We start from the raw sequence: 19730 nt of genomic DNA, 5'->3' as shown, positions 1-19730 counted from the left end.
GGCATCGGACCGCGCACCAGGGCCCTGAGCAGGCACTTCACCGAATCGCTTCCGCGAGGCGGAAGGACCGTTGCGGCCCTGTGACGCCCTCCTCGACGATGTCGCCACCACCCAACGACGGGAGCCGCAGCCATGCCGCACACGACCGCGTTCGCACGTAACCAGTGGTACGTCGCCGCCTACAGTCACGAGGTCGGGCGGGAGGAGCTGCTGGGGCGGACGATTCTCGGCGAGCCGCTCGTCTTCTACCGGACCGAGGCGGAGGGGACGCCGATCGCGCTGCACGACCGATGTGTGCACCGGCGGTTCCCGTTGTCGGAGAGCCGGCTCGACGGCGACCGCATCGTCTGCGGTTACCACGGTTTCACGTACGACTCGACCGGCGCGTGCGTGTACGTGCCGGGGCAGAAACGCGTCCCGCGCACCGCCCGGGTCACCGCCTACCCGGTCGTCGAGCAGGACGCCCTGGTGTGGGTGTGGATAGGCGACCCGGCGCTCGCCGACCCGCTGGCCATTCCGCGCGCCCGCCACCTGGACTCCCCCGGCTGGACCACCGTCCGCGGCATGGAGCCCATCGACGCCGACTACGGACTCCTCGTGGACAACCTCCTGGACCTGTCCCACGAGACGTATCTGCACGGCGGTTACATCGGCACCCCCGAGGTCGCGGAGACGCCGATCACCACCGAGGTGGACGAGGGCGCGGGCGTCGTACGGGTGAGCCGGCACATGGCGGACGCCGAGTGCCCGCCGTTCTACGCCCGTTCGACCGGCATCGAGGGCCGGATCACCCGCTGGCAGGACATCGAGTACCACGCGCCCTGTCTGTATCTGCTGCACAGCCGGATCGCGCCGGTGGGTGTGCTGCCCGAGGCGGACGGCAGCGACCCGAACGGGTTCCACACCGAGATCACCTACGCGATCACGCCGTCGTCCGACGGCAAGGTGTACGACTTCTGGATGGTCTCGCGCGACTGGGCGACGGACGACGACGAGGTCACCGAGTTCCTGCGGGGCAACAACCACACCGTCGTCATGCAGGACGTCGACGCGCTCAACCTCCTTCAGAAGACGCTGGGTTCGGAGCGTTCGGGGTATCAGGAGCTGAGCATCAACATCGACACCGGCGGTCTGGCCGCCCGTCGTATCCTCGCCCGGCTGGTGGAGGAGGGCGACAAGCCCGTGGAGAAGGTCCTGTGAGCGCCGGCCCCACCGGGGAGGTCTACCGCATCGACTGGCTGCCGGGCACCGACGTCCTGCACGGCACCTGTCACTGCGGCGCCGAGCACTCCGCCCAGGACCCCGTCGAGATGTGGGAGTGGATGCTCGGCCACCCCGAAGGGCACCGGCCGCAGGGAAGCGACTCATGACCACTCACGAACTGACCACTCACGAACTGACCACCCACGATCCGACCACCCAGGATCCGACCACCCAGGATCCGACCGCGTACGAAGCCGAACTCGTCGTCGAGAGAAGGGAGTTCGCGGCCGACGGGGTGCTCGCGCTGACCCTGCGGCATCCGCTCGGCGAACCGCTGCCGGTCTGGGAGCCGGGCGCCCATGTCGACCTCGTCCTCGCTCCGGGGCTGGAGCGCCAGTACTCGCTGTGCGGCGACCCGGCGGACCCTGCGGCGTGGCGGGTGGCGGTGTTGCGGGAGCCGGACGGGCGGGGCGGATCCGCCCATGTGCACGAGCAGTTGGGGCAGGGCGACAAGGTGCGGGTGCGCGGCCCGCGCAATCACTTCCGGCTGCGGCCGGCGCCCCGGTACCGCTTCATCGCGGGCGGGATCGGCATCACCCCCGTCCTGCCGATGCTGGCTGCGGCCGAGGCGGCGGGCGCCGAGTGGACGCTCCTGTACGGGGGGCGCTCGCGCAACTCCATGGCGTTCACAGAGGAGTTGGCCCGCTACGGCGACCGGGTCACCGTCGCCCCGCAGGACGAGTCGGGTCTGCTGGACCTCGGCCCGGTGCTGGACGCGCTGCCCGAGGACGCCCTGGTCTACTGCTGCGGTCCCGGCCCGCTGCTCGACGCGGTGGAGGGGCGCTGCCCGTCCGGTGCCCTGCACGTCGAGCGGTTCCAGGCGAAGGAGCAACCGGCGGGCGAGGACGCCGAGTTCGAGGTCGAGCTCGCGCAGAGCGGCCGTACGGTGACCGTGCCCGTGGGGGTGTCGGTGCTGGACGCCGTGCGCGGCGCCGGGGTCGAGGTGCTGTTCTCCTGCACCGAGGGCACCTGCGGCACCTGTGAGACCGATGTCCTGGAGGGCGCCCCGGAGCACCGGGACTCCGTCCTCACCGCCGAGGAGCGGGAGGCCGGGGAGACGATGATGATCTGTGTGTCCCGGTGCCGGGGGAGGAAGCTGGTCCTGGATCTGTGAGCAGCGGTCCCCGGCGGGCGCTGGTCGCGCCTTCGGGGACCCGCGCGCGACGCACAGACTGTCAACAATTTCGTCAGCCAAAACCATTGACCGCGTCGGACGACCCGATCTACGTTCCCTGCACGCCAGTTGAGCACTACTGTGCGGTGTGCGCACAGCCTGTCGGAACACCGTTGTCTGCACAGGAGGAGCCATGCGTCGTCTGCTCGCCGGTCTCACGGCCGGCGCATTCCTGTTCGCCGCGGCGGCCTGCGGCTCGTCCGGGGACTCGGGCACGTCCACCGCGGGTTCGTCGCCGGGAGGCGTCACCACCGTCAGACTCGGGCTCATCCCCATCGTCGACGTCGCGCCCGTCTACCTCGGCGTGAAGCAGGGCTTCTACGCGAAGCACGGGCTGAAGCTGTCGATCACGACCGCGCAGGGCGGCGCGGCGATCGTGCCGGGAGTCGTCAGCGGGCAGTTCCAGTTCGGCTTCAGCAACGTCACGTCGCTGATGGTCGCCCAGTCCAACAGCGTTCCCGTGCAGGCCGTTTCGAACGGCATCGCGTCGACGGGCGTGCAGGGCAAGGACTTCGGGGCGATCGCGGTGAAGAAGGACAGCCCGATCGAGTCCGCGAAGGACCTGGAGGGCAAGAAGGTCGCCATCAACACGCTGAAGAACATCAACGAGACCGCGGTGCGCGAGTCGGTGCGCAGGGCCGGCGGCGACCCGGACGAGGTGAAGTTCGTGGAGCTGGCCTTCGACCAGATGCCCGCCGCCCTCGACAGCGGGCAGATCGACGCCGCGATGGCGGTCGAGCCCGCGCTGGCCACCCTCAAGAGCCAGGGCGCCCGGGAGCTCACCTCGCCGTTCGTCGACATCGCGCCGAACCTCACCATCGCGATGTACTTCACCTCCACGCAGTACGCGCAGAAGAACCCGGAGGTGGTGAAGGAGTTCCAGGAGGCGACAGCGGAGTCCCTGGCGTACGCGGACGCCCACCCCGACGAGGTCCGGCAGATCGTCACCACGTACACCAAGATCCCCCAGGCGGTGCTGGCGCAGGTGACGCTGCCCAAGTGGCCCGCCGAGGCGAACCGTTCGTCCATCGAGGCGCTGGAGAAGCTGGGCGAGCAGGACAAGCTCTTCAAGACGACCCCGGACCTGGACAAGCTGCTGCCGTGAAGGGGGAGAACACCGCACTCGGTGCGGCCGGGCTCGCGGCCTTCCTCGCCCTGGGCGAGGCGGTGCCGCGGCTCGGCCTGGTCAAGGAGGCCTACTTCCCGCCGACCAGCCGCATCGCCGGCGCGCTCGGCGACGAACTCGCCGACTCCGCCTTCTGGACGGCGCTCGGCGACACCCTCACCGGCTGGGCGCTGGGCCTGGCGATCGCGGTCGGCGCCGGGATCGTGGCCGGCGTCGTCCTCTCGGTCGTCCCGTATCTGCGCGAGGCGACGGCCTCGACGATCGAGTTCCTGCGCCCGATCCCCTCGGTCGCCCTGATCCCGCTGGCGGTCCTCCTCTACGGCACCGAACTGCGCTCGGTCCTCCTGCTCGTCGTCTACGCCTCCTTCTGGCAGGTCCTCATCCAGGTCCTGTACGGCGTCCAGGACGTCGACCCGGTCGCCGAGGAGACCGCCCGCTCCTACGGGCTCGGCGCCTGGGCCCGCGTGCGGCACGTGCTGTGGCCGAGCGCGCTGCCGTACGTCATGACCGGCGTCCGGCTGGCCGCGGCCGTCGCGCTGATCCTGACGATCACCGCCGAACTGGTCATCGGGGCACCGGGGTTGGGCGCGCGCATCGGGATCGCGCAGACCTCGCAGGCGGTGCCGGAGATGTACGCGCTGATCGTGGTGACCGGCGTGCTCGGGCTGTTCGTCAACGTGGGCGCCCGCACGGTGGAGCGGCGGGCGCTGGCCTGGCACCAGTCGGTGCGCGGGGAGGTGGCGCTGTGAGGCGCGCCCTGCTGCGGCTGCTGTTCGCGCTCGCCCTGCCGGCCGTGCTGGTCGCCGTGTGGTGGCTGGCGTCCGACGGCAGCGCCAATCCGTTCTGGCCGCCCCTGCGCACGATCCTGAAGGCCTTCCCGGACGTGTGGACGGGCGAGCGGCTGCGCACCGACGTACGGCCGAGCGTGCTGCGGCTCGCGGGCGGCTATACGACGGCGACCGTGGTCGGGATCGCGCTGGGCACGGTGATCGGCTCCTACCGGCGGGTGCGGGCGCTGTGCGAGCCGGTGCTGGAGTTCCTGCGGGCCGTGCCGCCGCCCGTGCTGGTGCCGGTGATCATGCTGTTCGCGGGCATCGGCGACACCATGAAGGTCGTCGTCATCGCGAGCGGCTGCGTGTGGCCGGTCCTGCTCAACACCGTGGAGGGCGTCCGGGCGGTGGACCCGGTGATGGCGGAGACGGCCCGCTCCTACGGCATCACGGGCGTCGCCCGTCTTCGCACGGTGGTGCTGCCGTCGGCGAGCCCGCAGATCTTCGCGGGGCTGCGCCAGGCGCTGTCCGTCGGGATCATCCTGATGGTCATCAGCGAGATGTTCGCCGCGAGCAACGGGCTGGGCTTCACCATCGTGCAGTTCCAACGGGGCTTCGCCATCCCCGACATGTGGACCGGGATCCTGGTCCTCGGTCTGCTCGGCTTCGCCCTGTCGGTCCTCTTCCAGATCGTCGAGCGGCGCGTGCTCGCCTGGTACCACGGTCTGCGCGCATCCACCCGGCGGTCCCCTTGACCCTCGTGAAAGGGCGGCCCATGCCCGTGCTGCTTGACGTGTCCGGCCTGCGCAAGATCTACGAGGGCGCCGGGCGCCGGGTCGAGGCGGTGCGGGACCTGACCTTCACCGTCGAGGAGGGCGAACTCGTCTGTCTCGTAGGCCCGTCGGGCTGCGGCAAGACGACCCTGCTGAAGTGCATGGGCGGGCTGCTGGCGCCGACCTCCGGCGACGTGCTGCTGGAGGGGCGGAGGGTGAGCGGGCCGCCGCCGGGGACGGCGTTCGTGTTCCAGGAGTACGGGCGCAGCCTCTTCCCCTGGATGCGGGTCGGCGAGAACGTCGAACTGCCGTTGAAGCAGAAGGGGTTGAGCAAGCAGCGGCGACGGGAGCTGGTCGCCGACGCCCTGGAGTCGGTCGGGCTCGCGGACGCCGCCTCCGCGTATCCCTGGCAGCTGTCGGGCGGCATGCAGCAGCGGGTGGCCATCGCGCGGGCCCTCGCCTACGAGCCGCGCGTGCTGCTGATGGACGAACCGTTCGCGGCGGTGGACGCGCAGACCCGGGCCGATCTGGAGGACCTCGTCCGGGGCCTGTGGCGGGAGCGCGGGATCACCATCCTGTTCGTCACGCACGACATCGACGAGGCCGTCTACCTGGGCGAGCGGGTGGTCGTCCTGTCGGCCTCGCCGACCGTCGTGCAGGAGCAGTTGAAGGTCGATCTGCCGCGGGAGCGCGACCAGTTGCACACCCGGGTGGACCCGCGCTTCGCGGAGCTGCGCACCCATGTCTACGAGCAGATCCAGGCGGCGAAGCGCAAAACGCCCCGGGACACGGTCGAGAAGGGCCCGCCGACCCTGCTGAAGGACTGACTGCTGAAGACCGACCGTTGAAGGACCGACCGTTGAAGGACCAGCCGCTGAAGACCGACCGCTGAAGTGACCGACCAGGGCGCCGTCGGCGACCTGAACGCCGACGGTGCCCGGTCAGGCCTCGGGGGCCGGCACCACGCTGAGGTGGCTCGCGGTGCGGCGCGGCCGACGTGCTCTGCGGGCGAGCGCGGGAGGGGTCCGGCGCAGCACCATCGTCAGCCGCGTGTACCCCATGTCCTGGAGGGTCCTGGGGGTCTCGCCGACGATACGGCACTCGGTGGCGCCCCAGCGCGGGTCGGGGTGCAGAAGGGGGCGGACGGCCCCGTCGTGCTCGACGGCGTCCTCGCCGACCGCGCGGATCCAGTGCGGCAGACCCTGCCGGTAGGCGGCCTCCATGATCGGGTCCTGCGCGATGTCACGGCGGATCGCCTGCAGCCCGGGGTCGTGACCGTGGCGCTCCACGGCCGCCGCGAACCGGGCGAGCATCGGCAGGCACCAGCTGGACTCGTGGTCGCCGAGAACGGAGGCGGCGTCGGGATGGAACAGGACGAACCGGAGGAAGTTGTCGCCCGGCTGGGCCGTCGCATGCGGGCCCACGTCCCGGAAAAGTGACGCGAAACCGGTGTTGGCCAGGACCACGTCCCAGCGGTGGTCGAGGACGACGGAAGGGAAGGCCACGGCCTCCAGGTAGGTGGCGTAGTCCTGGAGATACGCCTGGGCCTCGGGACTCGCGGGGGCGGGCCGCGGTGCGGACCGCTGCCCTCCTGCCTGGTATGCCATCGGGAGGTCACCCCTCTTGCCTCTGCGGCCTTCACGTCGGCGTCCCGATCCTGCTGCCCGGACGCGCAGCGTGTCAACTATCGTGGCATTCCATGGTCGTTGACGGCTGAAATTGGCCACAGTTGTGGCGAGACCTGGATGTGAGTTCGATATACCCGCTACTCTCCACGCAGTTCACGGCGACCGTCTGTGCCTGTGAGAGGGACGTGAGAGACCTAGGAGACCTGTCGGTGTCGGATGACTTCGAGGTTCCGGGCGCCACGGCGACGGTGCTGCCGTCGGCCGTCGTCGCCCGTGTCGCCGCACTGGCCGACCGGCTCGGCGTGCCGCACGCGGAGGTCTTCGAGACCAGACGGCTGTCCGTCGCCTCCGGCGTCCCGGAGTCCGTGGTCAAGGCCCTGCTGAGCGGCCGGCCCGCCGGCGAGCCGGATGTGCAGGCCCGTTTCCTGCAACGGCTGGACCTGCTGCGCCGCACCCGGCTGAAGCCGAACGGACGCAAGTACACCCAGCAGGAGATCGCCGACGGCGCCGGCATGTCGCGCCAGCAGGCCGGCGCCCTCATCAACGGCGACCGGCGCCCCACGATGGAGCACTGCGACGCCCTCCAGCGGTTCTTCCGCGTGCACGCCGGCTTCCTCACGGCGGAGGACCCCGAGGCACTGGCGGGCGCCCTCCAGCACACCGAGCAGGAGCTGCTGCAGAAGCTCGCCGCGCGGGAGGCGGCCGCGGCCGCCGAGGACCCGCTGGAGCGGCTGCTGCAGGACCACGGCGTACGCGGGATCGCCTGGCGGGCCGCGCAGCTGCCCACCGACCAGCACCGCGACAAGGTCGCCGAGTGGCTGGACATGCTCCTGGAGAGCGTGAAGCGGCCCGAGTCGTGATCCGGGGGAGAACTGTGGGCATCGGCAAGGAAATGCGCCGCCTCTGCGGCGAACTGGTCTCGGAACTGACCCTCCCGGCCCCCGCCGCGCCGGCCGACCTGTACACCGCCCTGTGCGACGGGATGAGCAGACGGCGCGGCCGCCCCGTGCACTTCCGGATGGCCCCCTTCCCGGCCGACACGGCCAGCGGACTCTGGCTCGACATGGCCGACCAGGACCTCGTCGTCATCGAGGAACGCACCGCGCCCGACCACCAGTTGGTGATCCTCGGGCACGAGCTGTGGCACATGAACGCCGGGCACTGCAGCCACCACGTCCAGGGCGCGGCGGTCGCGGCGCGTTTACTCACCGACGGAGCGGACCTCCAGGCCACCGTCCACCGGGTCGCCGCCCGCACCCGGTTCGACCTGGCCGACGAGCGGCAGGCCGAGAGCTTCGGGCTGCTCCTGGCCAGCAAGTGCCGTGCCTGGCTGGCCGGTTCGTCGCCGCGCGGGCGCGGACAGGGTGACCATCTGGCGGGTCGGATCGAGACGTCGCTGGGGTACCTGGGCCCGCAGGGCTGAACGCGGGACCAGGGAACAGGGACCACGGAACAGGGACCACGCCCGGGATCTCGGCGGGGACGGGGACGCAGACCTCGTCAGGTGGCGCTGCGTTCGCTCGCCTCGCGCAGGTCGCGTCCGGTGTCCCCCGCCGGTCCCGCCGCCGGCCCGGGTCGCCCCTCGCGCAGCAGCTCGCGCCAGTGGTCGCGGCTCCAGTCGGCCGGGGCGGTGGTGCTGGTGAACTCCTCGACCAGGGCGCGGAAGCGGGCGGGGTCGCTGTGGAAGGGGAAGTGGCCCGCGCCCTCGAAGATCTCCAGCCGGCTGCCGGGCATGGCCTCCTGTGCGCCGTACGCGTGCCGTACGGGCACCACGCAGTCCCGGTCGCCCCACAGCAGCATGGTCGGCATGCCCGCCGTCAGATAGCAGCGGTCGAGCATGGTCACCACCTGGCCGCGCCAGTCGACGACCGCGCGCAGGGTGCGGATGAAGGCGTCGCACGAGGTGTGGTCCGGCAGCGCGTCCACCAGGTTGAGCAAGTCGGGTGCGTCCAGTGCGAGATCGACGTCCAGCAGCTTCATCAGCCGTATGGCGAGGCCTACTTGGAGTCGCATGCCGGGCAACCGCAGTGCGGACAGAGCGAGATGAGCGCCGGGCAGGGAGACCAACCGCAGGGCCGGGGTCACCTCGCGGCCGACTCCGCCGGCGCTGACGAGGATGAGCCGCTCGGTGCGCTCGGGGAACTGGTAGGCGAACTGCATCGCCACTCCCCCGCCGAGCGAGTGCCCGACCAGGGTCGCCGACTCGACGCCGAGCGTGGTGAGCAGATCGCGCACGCCGTTGGCGTAGGCGGCCACCGAGTAGTCGGCGCGGGGCTTGTCGGAGGCGCCGTGGCCGAGGAGGTCGGGGGCGATGACGGTGTGGGTGCGGGCGAGGTCGGGGATCAGCTCGGCCCAGGTCGCCGAGGAGTCCCCGATGCCGTGGATGAGGACCAGCGCCGGGCCCTGGCCGGCCATCCGGAAGGCCCGGCGGTAGCCGTGCACGACGCGGTACTGCAGTTCCAGCTCCCCGTCGCCCACCGAGCGCAGTCGTGGGGCGCGTGACATCGTGCGCCGCTGCGGGACGTCGACCACCGGCTCGCCTCCCGTTCCTCCTGCCTCCGGCGACCGGCCGAAAGCGCTTCACTCCAGCGTAGATCTCCTTTCCCACAGGGTGTTTCGGCGCGGTTTCGCCTCGGCTAAGCGGGCGAACCGACGTGGAGCGCGGCCGGATTGTCAGTGGTGGGCGGCAAGCTGGGGGGTGCGCCGTCGGGTGGCGGCGTACGCGCCGTCCGGGCGCGTGGGAGACGACGCCGACGCGGGGAGAGCCGACCGATGCCCACTGCTGTACTGACCGACCGCGAGCGCACCGCCGTACAGGCCTACCTGCGGCTGCTGCACACCGTGCGGGCCGCCTTCGGCGACGAGCGCGGCGAGCGCGACGACGGGGACCGGCGGCCTGCCGTGGTCCCGCCCGCGGTGCTCGCCGAGGCGGAGCAGGCCCTGGCGGACGCGGGCCTGACGGGCAACGAGGAGGAGTTCTTCAGACTGCTGCGCCACTGGTGCCCACCGTCGTGACCGGCGTGGGGTCTCGGCCGTCATGCGGCGGGGGCTCCCCCGCGGGGTGCCTCAGCCGTCGTTCGGGACCGTGACGGCGGTGGCCACCAGGCCTCGGCGGACGATCCAGCGGCCGTCGAAGCACTCGACCCGCCGGCCGCCGACCATCGGTCCGGGGACGAGCAGCCGGGCGCGGAAGACGCCGTGCGCGCCCCCGGCGGGGTCGGCGGACACGTCGATGTCGGCCTCGGCGAAGTCCAGCCACTTCCGGGTGAGGGGGAACCACGCCTTGTAGACGGACTCCTTGGCGCTGAACAGCAGCCGGTCCCCGTGCACCTCGGGCCGCTCCTCGGCCAGCCGGCGCAGCCGCTCCGCCTCCGCGGGCAGCGACACGGCGGACAGGACGCCCTCGGGGAGCGGCTGGTGGGGTTCGGCGTCGATGCCGAGGGAGGCCAGGTCGACGGCGCGGACCAGGGCGGCGCCGGCGTAGCCCTCGCAGTGCGTCATGCTGCCGTTCACCCCGGCCGGCCACTGCGGGGCCCCGCGCTCGCCGGACAGCACGGGCTGCGGGGGCACGCCGAGCTTCTCCATGGCGCGCCGGGCGCAGCCGCGTACGACGGTGAACTCGCGACGGCGCTTGGCGACCGCCCGGGCGACGAGGGCCTCCTCCTGCGGGTACAGCGGCGCGTCCCCGAACTCGCGGACGCCCTCCTCGCCGAAGGCCTCGACGGCCACCACGGAGTCCGGCAGCAGCTCCTCGATCACCAGGCCTCCTCCTGCCCCGCCGCTTCCACGACCACGATCCCGCCGCTCACGACGCCGTCGCCTCCGCCGGCAGGATGCGGCGCAGCTGCCCCGGCGGCCGGGTCCGCTTGCGCCACTCCCGCGGATAGCCCACCGAGACCTCCTCGAAGCGGACGCCCTCGTGCCAGGTGGTCCGGGGGATGTGCAGATGGCCGTAGACCATGGCTGAGACGCGGAAGCGGCGGTGCCAGTCCGCGGTCAGCTCGGTGCCGCACCACATGGCGAACTCGGGGTGCCACAGGACGTCCATCGGGTGCCGGTCCAGCGGATAGTGGTTGACCAGGACCGTCGGCAGGTCGGCGGGCAGCTCGGCGAGCCGGCGCTCGGTCTCCGCGACCCGGGCCCGGCACCAGGCCTCGCGGGTCGGGTAGGGGTCGGGGTGCAGCAGGTACTCGTCGTTGCAGACGATGCCGGTCCCGTGCGCGTAGGTCAGCCCCTCGTCCTTGGTGGCGCAGCCGGCCGGCAGGAACGAGTAGTCGTACAACAGGAAGAGCGGCGCGACGGCGACCGGGCCGCCGGGGCCCTCCCACACCGGGTACGGGTCCTCGGGCGTCGTCACGCCCAGGTCGCGGCAGACCTCGACGAGGTGTTCGTAGCGGGCGACGCCGCGCAGGGTGACGGAGTCCTGGGGGTGGGTCCACAGCTCGTGGTTGCCGGGGGCCCAGACGACCTTGCGGAAGCGGCTCGCGAGGGTCTTCAGCGCCCAGCGGATGTCGGCCACGTTCTCCGAGACGTCGCCGGCGACCAGGAGCCAGTCGTCGTCGGTCTCCGGGGCCATGGCCTCGACCAGGGCGCGGTTCTCGGGATAGCCGATGTGCAGATCGCTGATCGCCAGCAGCTGTCCGGCTCCACCGGCCCTCGACGTCACGTCCTGCCCCCCGCTCACGAACCCGATGAGATCAGTGACACCACGAGAACACATTCGCGCGCGCCGGACAAGGCCGACTCCGGCCGGTCGGCCGGGACCGTCCGCCCGCTGCGTCCCAGGTCGGGGACCTACTCGGCGGTCACCTCCTTACCGGACCCCGCCCGATTCGTGAACAAGATCAGAAAATCCGTAACACGCGTGTTGCACGCCGCACCCCTCGGAACCCGTATGATCGCCCCAACACCACCGCCATGAACGTCCCTTCAGCAGGGCGGTTTGGTGATCCTCCATTCCCCCTGCCCGGGCACGGGCCAGCTCCGCCCTGCCCGCGAACCGTGAAAGGCGGCCTGCATGGTCTCTCGCGTACGCGTCTGGCTCAACCGCACGTACGCGGAGAACGTGTTCTTCACGGATCAGCTGCGACGAAATCCCAGCGACCGAGCCGTCGAGATCCACGCCACGCACGGCGACGCGGACTCCCCCGTACTGGCCGCCGCCGACACCGCCGAGCTGGAGCCGGAAGGCCTCTCCCCCGCCGCCTACGTCGAGTACGCCCTCGACCAGTGCCAGCGCCGCGGCATCGACGTGTTCGTGCCCCGGCTGCAGCAGGCGGAGATCGTCGCGCACCGCGCCGACTTCGAGGCGGTCGGCACCGCGCTGCTCGCGCCGCCGCCGGAGGCCGTGGCCGTCTTCCACGACAAGGTGATCGCCTACGAGGCGGTCCAGGCGATCGGCGTGCCGGTTCCGCCGTGGTGGCGGGTGCGCACGGCCGAGGAACTCGTCGCCGCCGTCGAGGAGTTGGAGGACGCCGGTCACAAGGCGTGCTTCAAGCCGGCGTCCGGCGCGGGCGGGGTGGGCTTCCGGGTGATCACGCGCGCCCCCTTCTCCCTCATGCACCTCAACGGCTTCCCGAGCTCCTACGTCCAGCTCGACATGGTCGTCGAGGCGCTCCAGCAGGCCGCCGAGCAGGGTGAGCAGGTGGACTGGCTGGTCATGCCGCGACTGGAGCAGCCGGAGGTGTCGGTGGACTGCCTCACCGGCCCGGACAACCTGCTGCGGATGGCCATCGGCCGCACCAAGAACGGCCGCCGCCGGGGCTTCACGCTGCACGAGCAGTGGCTGGAGCCGGCCCGTCGGATCGCCGAGGGCTTCGGGCTGCACTACCTGTCCAACATCCAGTTCCGGATGTTCGGCGACCATCCGGTCCTGATGGACGTCAACACCCGCCCCGCGGGCGGACTGCACCAGCTGTCCCTGTGCGGCGTCAACGCGCCCTGGGCGGCTGTGCAGTTGGCGCTCGGCGAGGACCCGGGCGAGATCCGGCCGCCGTTCCTGGGGCAGGACTACACGGTGGTGTCGGGACCGCGGCCGCTGCGCGCGGTGTCGCTGCCGCACCAGCGGGTGGAGGAGAACGAGCCGCTGCTGCCGGCCGTGCCGACGCCTGCCGACTCCGTCGAGGTCGCGCCTGCGGGCGCGGCGCAGGTGCTGCCGCTTTAGGCGGTCGGCCGGGTGCGGGACGTCTGCGGCTCGTCGCGCCACGCGGCGCAGCCGCACATCGACACAGCCCCGCGCCCCTGGGTAACTCATCTCACCGGTATGGACCAATCCTGCCCGTCATCTTGACAGCGTGATTGGTCCATACCAACTTTGTTGCGCACCCCTTGTACGTCTCCGTACATCCCTGCACTCCCGAACGTCCCCACCTCTTCAGGGAGATCGCGTGCGCACCACACCCCTCGGACGCCCATGGCGTCGATTCCTCGCCCTGCTCGGCACCGCCGGTCTGGCGCTCGCCGGGGCCGTGGCCCTGCCGGGTACCGCTCAGGCCGCCAACGTCCTCACCAACCCCGGTTTCGAGTCGGGCGCCCTCTCGCCCTGGTCCTGTACCGGCAACCTCGGCGCCGTCGTCTCCTCACCCGTGCACGGCGGCTCCAAGGCCCTTACCGGCGCGGTGAGTTCGAGTGACAACGCCAAGTGCAGCCAGACCGTCGCCGTCCAGCCCGGCACGACGTACGCGCTCACCGGTTGGGTGCGCGGCAGCTACGTCTATCTCGGCGTCGACGGCGGGGCCTCGACGTGGACGTCGTCGCCGTCGGCGTACAGCCGGCTGTCCGTGTCCTTCACCACGGGCGCCTCGCAGACCAGCGCCACCATCTACGTCCACGGCTGGTACGCCCAAGGCGCCTACTACGCCGACGACATCAGCCTGGACGGTCCCGGCGGCGGGGGCGGCGGCTCGGACACGCAGGCGCCGAGCGCGCCCGGCGGGCTGACCTCGACCGGGAAGACCTCCTCCAGCGTGTCGCTGTCGTGGAACGCCTCGACGGACAACGTGGGCGTCACAGCGTACGACGTCTACAGCGGGTCCGCCCAGGTGCTCACCGTGTCCGGGACGTCGGCGACCGTCAGCGGGCTGTCCGCGAGCACGGGATACACCTTCAGCGTGAAGGCGCGCGACGCCGCCGGGAACGTCTCCGCGGCCTCCAACTCCCTGTCCGTGACGACGAACGCGGGCAGCGGAGGCGGGACCGGTTTCAAGCAGGCCGCGCCCTATCTGTTCGAAGGCTGGGGCGATCCGCCGAGCGTGAGCACGGTGATGAACGCGACCGGCGTCAAGTGGTTCACGATGGCGTTCGTGCTGGACGGCGGCGGCTGCAACCCGATGTGGGACAGCACCCGGCCGCTCACCGGCGGGGTCGACCAGAGCGTGATCAACCAGGTCCGCTCGGCCGGCGGTGACATCGTGCCGTCGTTCGGCGGCTGGCAGGGCAGCAAGCTGGGCGCCAACTGCTCCTCGGCGAGCGCGCTTTCGGCCGCGCTGCAGAAGGTGATCGACGCCTACTCGCTCAAGGCGATCGACATGGACATCGAGAACTCGGACGAGTTCGAGAACGAGGCCGTGCAGGCGAGGATCCTCACGGCCCTGAAGACGGTCAAGGCCAACAACCCCGGTCTGAAGACCATCGTGACCTTCGGGACGTCGACGACCGGGCCGACCTACTACGGCAACCGGCTCATCGAGCAGGCCAAGTCGCTGAACGCCGACATCGACGTGTTCACCATCATGCCGTTCGACTTCGGCGGCGGCTCCGACATGTACGGCAACACCGTGAACGCGACGGAGGGGTTGAAGACCAAGCTGAAGTCCACCTTCGGCTGGGACGACGCCACCGCCTACGCCCACATCGGCATCTCCGGCATGAACGGCCTGTCCGACCAGCAGGAGAACACCACCCCGGCCATCTGGACCTCGATCCGCGACTGGGCCAACTCCCACCACATCGCCCGCCTCGCCTACTGGGCCGTCAACCGCGACCGGCCGTGCCCGGGCGGCGGCGTGGTGAGCAACTGCTCCGGCATCAGCCAGAACACCTGGCAGTTCACCTCCATCACGGCCGGCTTCACCGGCTGAGCCGGCCCCGCGCGAGCGGTCAGGTCCCCCGGATTCCGGTCCGGGGGACTTTTTTTCGCGAGGGGTGTATCAGGGCCCGGGGCGGGTGCTCCTAAAGGTGTAACGCTGAAGGCCCACGGGGGAGCGACGGGATCGGGGGATTCCGGAGCACCGGGCCGACGGGGGAAAGAACGGGAATCGACGGGGGATTCCCGGGGGAACGGGGGATCGGGTCGGTCGGCCGCTGTCACGGGGAGCGACCGACCGGCCCGAGCGGTTTCTCCCGACTTCCGTTTCCGTCACGGACCCCGGCCGGGCTTCAGTCCTCGTGTCCCGACTGCCGTCTCAGTCCGCGCAGTAGCCCCACGCCCGCGCGATCTCGGCCAGACGCGGCGGCAGTTCGAGGGACGGGTCGGCGGGGCCGGCGGGCGGGCTGGACGCGGCCGGACCTGATGGTCCCGGACGTCAATTCTTCGTCAGAAACGCCTCGAAATCCCTCATCAGAACCGTCCCGACCCCCGGTACAGCTCCAGTTCGCCGTCCAGTTCCACGGCGAGCACCGTGGCGTGCGGGTCGAGGTCGGACTCGGCGGGCGGATCGATCCACAGCACGCCGACGGCCTCGTGCAGCCCGCCGACGACCCGGTGGGCGAGTTCGGCTCCGGTGCCGAGGACGGTGACCTTGCGGACCGGGGTGACCAGACCGCGGACGCCGATCTCGGCGCGCGGGACGTCGAACAGGGTGAGGTAGAGGGTGCGGCCGTCGGCGGAGAGGGTGCTGGGCCCGTAGTGGTGCCCCGCCGGAAGCCCGCGCACCGTCCCGTACACCGCGTCGGCGTGCCGACGGATCCACTCCCCCAGCCCTTCGAGGCGCTCGACCTGCGGCTGCGGGATGGCGCCGTCCTCCATCGGGCCCACGTCGAGCAGCAGGTTGCCGCCCCCGCCGATGGTCTCGGTGAAGTAGCGGATCAGCTGGGAGAGAGACTTGTGGTTGTGGTCGTGGTGCTGGTAGCCCCACGAGTCGTTGATGGTGAGGCACAACTCCCAGGGCCCGGGCGGGGGTTCGATGGGAGCGCCCTGTTCGGGGGTGGCGTAGTCGCCCTCGCTGAGCATGCGGGCGTTGAAGACGACGTCCGGGGAGTACGAGCGGATCAGCGCGGCGAGTTCCCCGATGCGCCACTGTTCCTCGCTGCGGTCCCACTCGCCGTCGAACCACATCAGGTCGGGGCGGTAGCGGGAGGCCAGCTCGCGGATCTGGCCGTCGCGGTAGACGATGAACCGCTCCCAGGCGGCCAGGTCCTCGTCCTCGGCCGAGCACTCGGAGTACCGGTTGTCCTCCTGCTCCGGCGGGCGGCCCGGCTTGCGGGTGGAGGCGTAGTCGGGGTGGTTCCAGTCGGAGTGCGAGTAGTAGAGGCCGACCTTGAGGCCCTTCTCGCGCAGGGCGTCGGCGTAGCCGGCGAGGTAGTCGCGGCCCAGGTTGAGGTCACCGTAGGCCGTGTCCCACAGGGCGACGCCGTCGTGGTGGCGGCTGGTGAGCACGGCGTAGCGGGCGCCGGCGCGGGCGAAGAGGTCGGCCCAGGCCTTCGGGTCGTAGTGGGCGCCGGTGAAGCGGTCGAGCTGGGACATGTACCGGTCGTGGGGGACGATGTCGTCGTAGAACGACCAGGACTCCTGGACGCCGTCGACGGCGTAGATGCCCCAGTGGACGAAGATCCCCAACTTGGCGTCGGTGAACCAGGGTTGCATGGGCATGGCGGAACTCCTCACAGAACTCCTGGGCGGAACAAGGCACTTGAGGGAGGGGGCGGGCGCGGACCGGGCGAACCCGGCTGCGCCCGCCCCCGGTGGGGCCGGTCTACTGGCCGGCGGCGGCGCGTCGCAGACGGAGCGTCAGCACCTGGAAGGGGCGCAGCGCGACGGGGACGCCGCCGTCGCCGTCGACCTCGGCGTCCTCCAGCGGGCGCTCCAGCAGGTCGGTGACCTGGGCGCCGGCCAGCGGGAAGCCGGTGTGCAGCACGCCCTGGGCGCGGCCGCCGCGCGACTCGTAGAGCCGGACGACGACGTCGCCGGACGCGTCGTCGGCGAGCTTCACGGCCTCGACGGTGACCCCGTCGCCGGTCACGGACACCACCGGCTCCGGCGCGCCCGCCGACTCAGCGACCCGCAGCGGGAGGTTGAGGGAGTAGCCCTCGGCGACCGCGTCGCCGATCGTGGCGCCCGGCAGCAGGGAGTACGTGAAGCGGTGCCGGCCCTGGTCGGCCTCGGGGTCCGGGATCCGCGGGGCGCGGACCAGGCTCAGGGCGACCGTGGTCGTCGTACCGCCGTCCTCGCGGACCGTGCGGGAGACGTCGTGGCCGTAGGTGGAGTCGTTGAGGACCGCGACGCCGTAGCCGGGCTCCCCGATGTGCACCCAGCGGTGGCCGGAGACCTCGAACCGGGCCGCCTCCCAGCTGGTGTTGGTGTGCGTGGGGCGCTGGACGTGGCCGAACTGGATCTCCGCGGAGGAGTGCGCGGCGCGGACGTCCACCGGGAAGCAGGCCTTGAGGATCTTCTCGGCCTCGTGCCAGTCGATGTCGGTCTCGACGTCGATCCGGGCGCTTCCCGCGCGGACCGTGACGGTCTGGGTGAGCGTCGAGCCCTTGCCGAACGAGCGCGTGACGCGGATCGCGCCGAGCAGCGGATCGTCCTCGACGACGGTCACCGAGTCCGGCTCCAGCAGGTCCGTGAAACGGTTCTTGTAGTGCTTGTCGATGTCCCAGGCGTCCCAGTAGTTGGGCAGGTCGGTGTGCAGACGGAGCAGGTTGCCCTGGCCGGCCAGGACCTCGCGGTTCGCCCGCAGATCGTAGACGGACGACAGGGTGCCGTCCTCGGCGACCTCCACCCGGACCAGTCCGTTGTCGAGGACCCGGCCGGAGACCGTCACCGGCTGCGGGGCCTCGGCCTCGGCAAGGAGCGCGCTGCCGTTCGCGGGCACCTCGACGTAGGCCGGCGCGCCCGCGGAGGTGCGGACCACCTCGGCGCGGTCGTAGGGGCTGGTGTTGAACGCCCGGGTCCCGCCGCCGCCGAGCGCCGCGACGGCCTCGGCCGTCAGCGCCTCCAACTCCTGGGCGACGCGGGCGTATTCGGCCTCCGCCTCGCGGTGCACCCAGGCGATCGAGGAGCCCGGCAGGATGTCGTGGAACTGGTGCAGCAGCACCGTCTTCCACAGCCGGTCGAGCTTCTCGTGGGGGTAGGCGTAGCCCGGGGCGTGCAGGGCGGCGGTGGTCGCCCACAACTCGGCCTCGCGCAGCTTGTGTTCGCTGCGCCGGTTGCCCTGCTTGGTGCGCGCCTGGGAGGTGTAGGTGGCGCGGTGCAGCTCCAGGTAGAGCTCGCCGACCCAGACCGGGGCGTCCGGGTACTCCTCGCGGGCCTTGGCGAAGAACTGGTCGGGGTGCTCGACGACGACCTTCGGAGAGCCCTCGAGGTCGGCCAGTCGGCGGGCCCGTTCCATGATCTCGCGGGTGGGGCCGCCGCCGCCGTCGCCCCAGCCGAAGGGGGCGAGCGAGCGCGAACCGCCGCCCTTCTCCGAGTAGTTGCGTACGGCGCGGTCCATCTCCTCGCCGCTGAAGCGGGCGTTGTAGGTGTCGATGGGCGGGAAGTGGGTGAAGATGCGGGTGCCGTCGATGCCCTCCCACCAGAAGGTGTGGTGGGGGAACTTGTTGGTCTGGTTCCAGGAGATCTTCTGGGTCAGGAACCAGTCGTTGCCGGCCAGCTTGGCGAGCTGCGGGTAGGCGGCGGTGTAGCCGAAGGAGTCCGGCAGCCAGACGCCCTTGGTCTCGACGCCGAAGTGCTCGATGAAGAACCGCTTGCCGTGCACGAGCTGGCGGGCGATGGCCTCGCCGCCGGGCAGGTTGCCGTCGGCCTCGACCCACATGCCGCCGACCGGCGCCCACTGCCCCTTCTTCACCGAGTCCTGGATGCGGGCCCACACGTGGGGGTAGTTGTCGCGCACCCACTCGTACTGCTGGGCCTGGGAGCAGGCGAAGATGAAGTCGTCGTACTCGTCGGCGAGCGAGGTGACGTTGGAGAAGGTGCGGGAGGTCTTGCGCTTGGTCTCGCGGATCGGCCACAGCCAGGCGGAGTCGATGTGCGCGTGGCCGACGCCGGAGACGGTGTGGGCGCTGGCGTGGGCCGGCCGGGCCAGGACGGGGGCGAGCACCTCGCGGACGGCGGCGGCGCTGCCGGCGATGTCGTCCAGGTCGAGGGCGTCCATCGCGCGGTCCAGGGCGTGCATGATCTCGTGGCGGCGCGGTTCGTGCTCGCCGAGGTGGACCATGAGCTCGCGCAGCACCTGGAGGTCCAGGTCGAGGTGCCAGACCTGCTCGTCGAGGACGGCGATGTCGGCGCGCTGGAAGGTGTACAGCGGCTTGTCGCCAGCCGTCAGCACATCGCCCAGCAGGGTGGGCGCCGCGAAGTCGTTCGCGAGGATGTCGGGGTTGGAGGCGGCCTCGACCAGGTAGTCGACGCTCTCGCCGCCGACGGCCGGGTTGCCGATCGGCACGTACTGGTTGAGCGGGTTGACCGCCTTCAGCGGCGTCCCGTCGGTGAGGTGGACCAGCGCCTCGGCCTGGTTGCCCGGCCAGTCGCCGACGAAGCCGAGGTCGATGACGGCCTCGACGCGCCGGCCCGCCCACTCGGCCGGCACCTGGCCGCGCATCCGGAACCAGGTGGTGCCCCAGGGCGGGCCCCAGGGGGTGTCCATGGCGAAGGGCGTGTAGGGCGCGGCGGCGGCCTCCGCGAACGGAACCGGCTCGCCCGGCGCCTGCCAGGCCTCGACCTCGAAGGGAACCGTGGCCGCGTAGATCGCGGGCTTGATGCGCTGGGTGTGGACGCGCTCGACGCGCTCCTCGATCCGGCGGCGTTCGTCGTGCATGTGAATCTCCAGAGAGGGACCAGAGAGG

General features: G+C 71.3%; 18 protein-coding genes. 12 read left to right on the top strand and 6 right to left on the bottom strand.

The annotated features are described in order from the left end of the window. Positions 1-132: 132 nt before the first annotated feature. The 7 genes from OG562_RS36360 (at position 133) to OG562_RS36330 (ending at position 5933) form a co-directional block, all read left to right on the top strand. Positions 133-1200 carry an aromatic ring-hydroxylating dioxygenase subunit alpha gene (locus OG562_RS36360; RefSeq protein ID WP_266405686.1) on the top strand — a complete coding sequence of 356 codons (1068 nt, stop codon included), beginning with the start codon at positions 133-135 and terminating at the stop codon, positions 1198-1200. Continuing rightward, a complete protein-coding gene (locus tag OG562_RS36355; RefSeq protein WP_266405684.1) occupies positions 1197-1370 on the top strand; it encodes a hypothetical protein in 174 nt (57 codons plus the stop codon). The genes OG562_RS36360 and OG562_RS36355 overlap by 4 nt, the downstream gene beginning before the upstream one ends. Beyond that, positions 1367-2377: a PDR/VanB family oxidoreductase gene (locus tag OG562_RS36350; RefSeq protein WP_266405682.1), complete on the top strand. Its 1011-nt coding sequence runs from the start codon at positions 1367-1369 to the stop codon at positions 2375-2377. The genes OG562_RS36355 and OG562_RS36350 overlap by 4 nt, the downstream gene beginning before the upstream one ends. 193 nt (positions 2378-2570) lie before the next feature. After that, positions 2571-3542: an ABC transporter substrate-binding protein gene (locus tag OG562_RS36345; protein WP_266405680.1), complete on the top strand. Its 972-nt coding sequence runs from the start codon at positions 2571-2573 to the stop codon at positions 3540-3542. Continuing rightward, positions 3539-4312 carry an ABC transporter permease gene (locus tag OG562_RS36340; RefSeq protein ID WP_266405678.1) on the top strand — a complete coding sequence of 258 codons (774 nt, stop codon included), beginning with the start codon at positions 3539-3541 and terminating at the stop codon, positions 4310-4312. The genes OG562_RS36345 and OG562_RS36340 overlap by 4 nt, the downstream gene beginning before the upstream one ends. Next, positions 4309-5088: an ABC transporter permease gene (locus OG562_RS36335; RefSeq protein ID WP_266405676.1), complete on the top strand. Its 780-nt coding sequence runs from the start codon at positions 4309-4311 to the stop codon at positions 5086-5088. Before OG562_RS36340 ends, OG562_RS36335 begins: the two co-directional genes overlap by 4 nt. 20 nt (positions 5089-5108) lie before the next feature. Then, the gene (locus OG562_RS36330) at positions 5109-5933 is read left to right on the top strand and encodes an ABC transporter ATP-binding protein (RefSeq protein WP_266405674.1); all 825 of its coding nucleotides are present in this window, start codon (positions 5109-5111) and stop codon (positions 5931-5933) included. A 114-nt stretch (positions 5934-6047) separates the two neighbouring features. On the opposite strand, the gene OG562_RS36325 is transcribed toward OG562_RS36330, so the two are convergent. Beyond that, positions 6048-6713: a hypothetical protein gene (locus tag OG562_RS36325; RefSeq protein WP_266405673.1), complete on the bottom strand. Its 666-nt coding sequence runs from the start codon at positions 6711-6713 to the stop codon at positions 6048-6050. A gap of 230 nt (positions 6714-6943) precedes the next feature. Between OG562_RS36325 and OG562_RS36320 the strand changes: the two genes are divergently transcribed. Beyond that, positions 6944-7594 carry a helix-turn-helix transcriptional regulator gene (locus OG562_RS36320; RefSeq protein WP_266405671.1) on the top strand — a complete coding sequence of 217 codons (651 nt, stop codon included), beginning with the start codon at positions 6944-6946 and terminating at the stop codon, positions 7592-7594. Positions 7595-7626: 32 nt separating this feature from the next. Continuing rightward, the gene (locus OG562_RS36315) at positions 7627-8157 is read left to right on the top strand and encodes a toxin-antitoxin system, toxin component (RefSeq protein WP_266409710.1); all 531 of its coding nucleotides are present in this window, start codon (positions 7627-7629) and stop codon (positions 8155-8157) included. 77 nt (positions 8158-8234) lie between these two features. Here the strand turns inward: OG562_RS36315 and OG562_RS36310 are convergent, their stop codons facing one another. Continuing rightward, the gene (locus OG562_RS36310; RefSeq protein ID WP_266405669.1) at positions 8235-9266 is read right to left on the bottom strand and encodes an alpha/beta fold hydrolase; all 1032 of its coding nucleotides are present in this window, start codon (positions 9264-9266) and stop codon (positions 8235-8237) included. A gap of 240 nt (positions 9267-9506) precedes the next feature. Here OG562_RS36310 and OG562_RS36305 point away from each other — a divergent pair, with 240 nt between their 5' ends. Further along, complete coding sequence (locus OG562_RS36305; protein ID WP_266405668.1) at positions 9507-9749, top strand: hypothetical protein; 243 nt, start codon at positions 9507-9509, stop codon at positions 9747-9749. A 51-nt stretch (positions 9750-9800) separates the two neighbouring features. Here the strand turns inward: OG562_RS36305 and OG562_RS36300 are convergent, their stop codons facing one another. Together OG562_RS36300 and OG562_RS36295 are read right to left on the bottom strand one after the other, a co-directional pair. Further along, entirely contained in the window at positions 9801-10493 is a 693-nt protein-coding gene (locus OG562_RS36300; protein ID WP_266405667.1) for a 4'-phosphopantetheinyl transferase, read from the bottom strand. 46 nt (positions 10494-10539) lie between these two features. Next, positions 10540-11400 (bottom strand): metallophosphoesterase, encoded by an 861-nt coding sequence (locus tag OG562_RS36295; protein WP_266409709.1) that lies wholly within the window; start codon positions 11398-11400, stop codon positions 10540-10542. Between the two features lie 351 nt (positions 11401-11751). Here OG562_RS36295 and OG562_RS36290 point away from each other — a divergent pair, with 351 nt between their 5' ends. Together OG562_RS36290 and OG562_RS36285 are read left to right on the top strand one after the other, a co-directional pair. Continuing rightward, positions 11752-12897: an ATP-grasp domain-containing protein gene (locus OG562_RS36290; RefSeq protein ID WP_266405665.1), complete on the top strand. Its 1146-nt coding sequence runs from the start codon at positions 11752-11754 to the stop codon at positions 12895-12897. 223 nt (positions 12898-13120) lie between these two features. Then, positions 13121-14812, top strand: a complete 1692-nt coding sequence (locus OG562_RS36285; protein WP_266405663.1) for a carbohydrate binding domain-containing protein — start codon at positions 13121-13123, stop codon at positions 14810-14812. Between the two features lie 479 nt (positions 14813-15291). Here the strand turns inward: OG562_RS36285 and OG562_RS36280 are convergent, their stop codons facing one another. Together OG562_RS36280 and OG562_RS36275 are read right to left on the bottom strand one after the other, a co-directional pair. Next, a complete protein-coding gene (locus OG562_RS36280) occupies positions 15292-16542 on the bottom strand; it encodes an alpha-L-fucosidase (protein ID WP_266405662.1) in 1251 nt (416 codons plus the stop codon). A gap of 103 nt (positions 16543-16645) precedes the next feature. After that, entirely contained in the window at positions 16646-19702 is a 3057-nt protein-coding gene (locus OG562_RS36275) for a glycoside hydrolase family 38 C-terminal domain-containing protein (protein WP_266405660.1), read from the bottom strand. Between the last annotated feature and the right edge of the window lie 28 nt (positions 19703-19730).

This window comes from Streptomyces sp. NBC_01275 (genome assembly GCF_026340655.1).
Lineage (GTDB): Bacteria > Actinomycetota > Actinomycetes > Streptomycetales > Streptomycetaceae > Streptomyces.
This window is presented reverse-complemented; position numbering and strand designations above follow the sequence as displayed.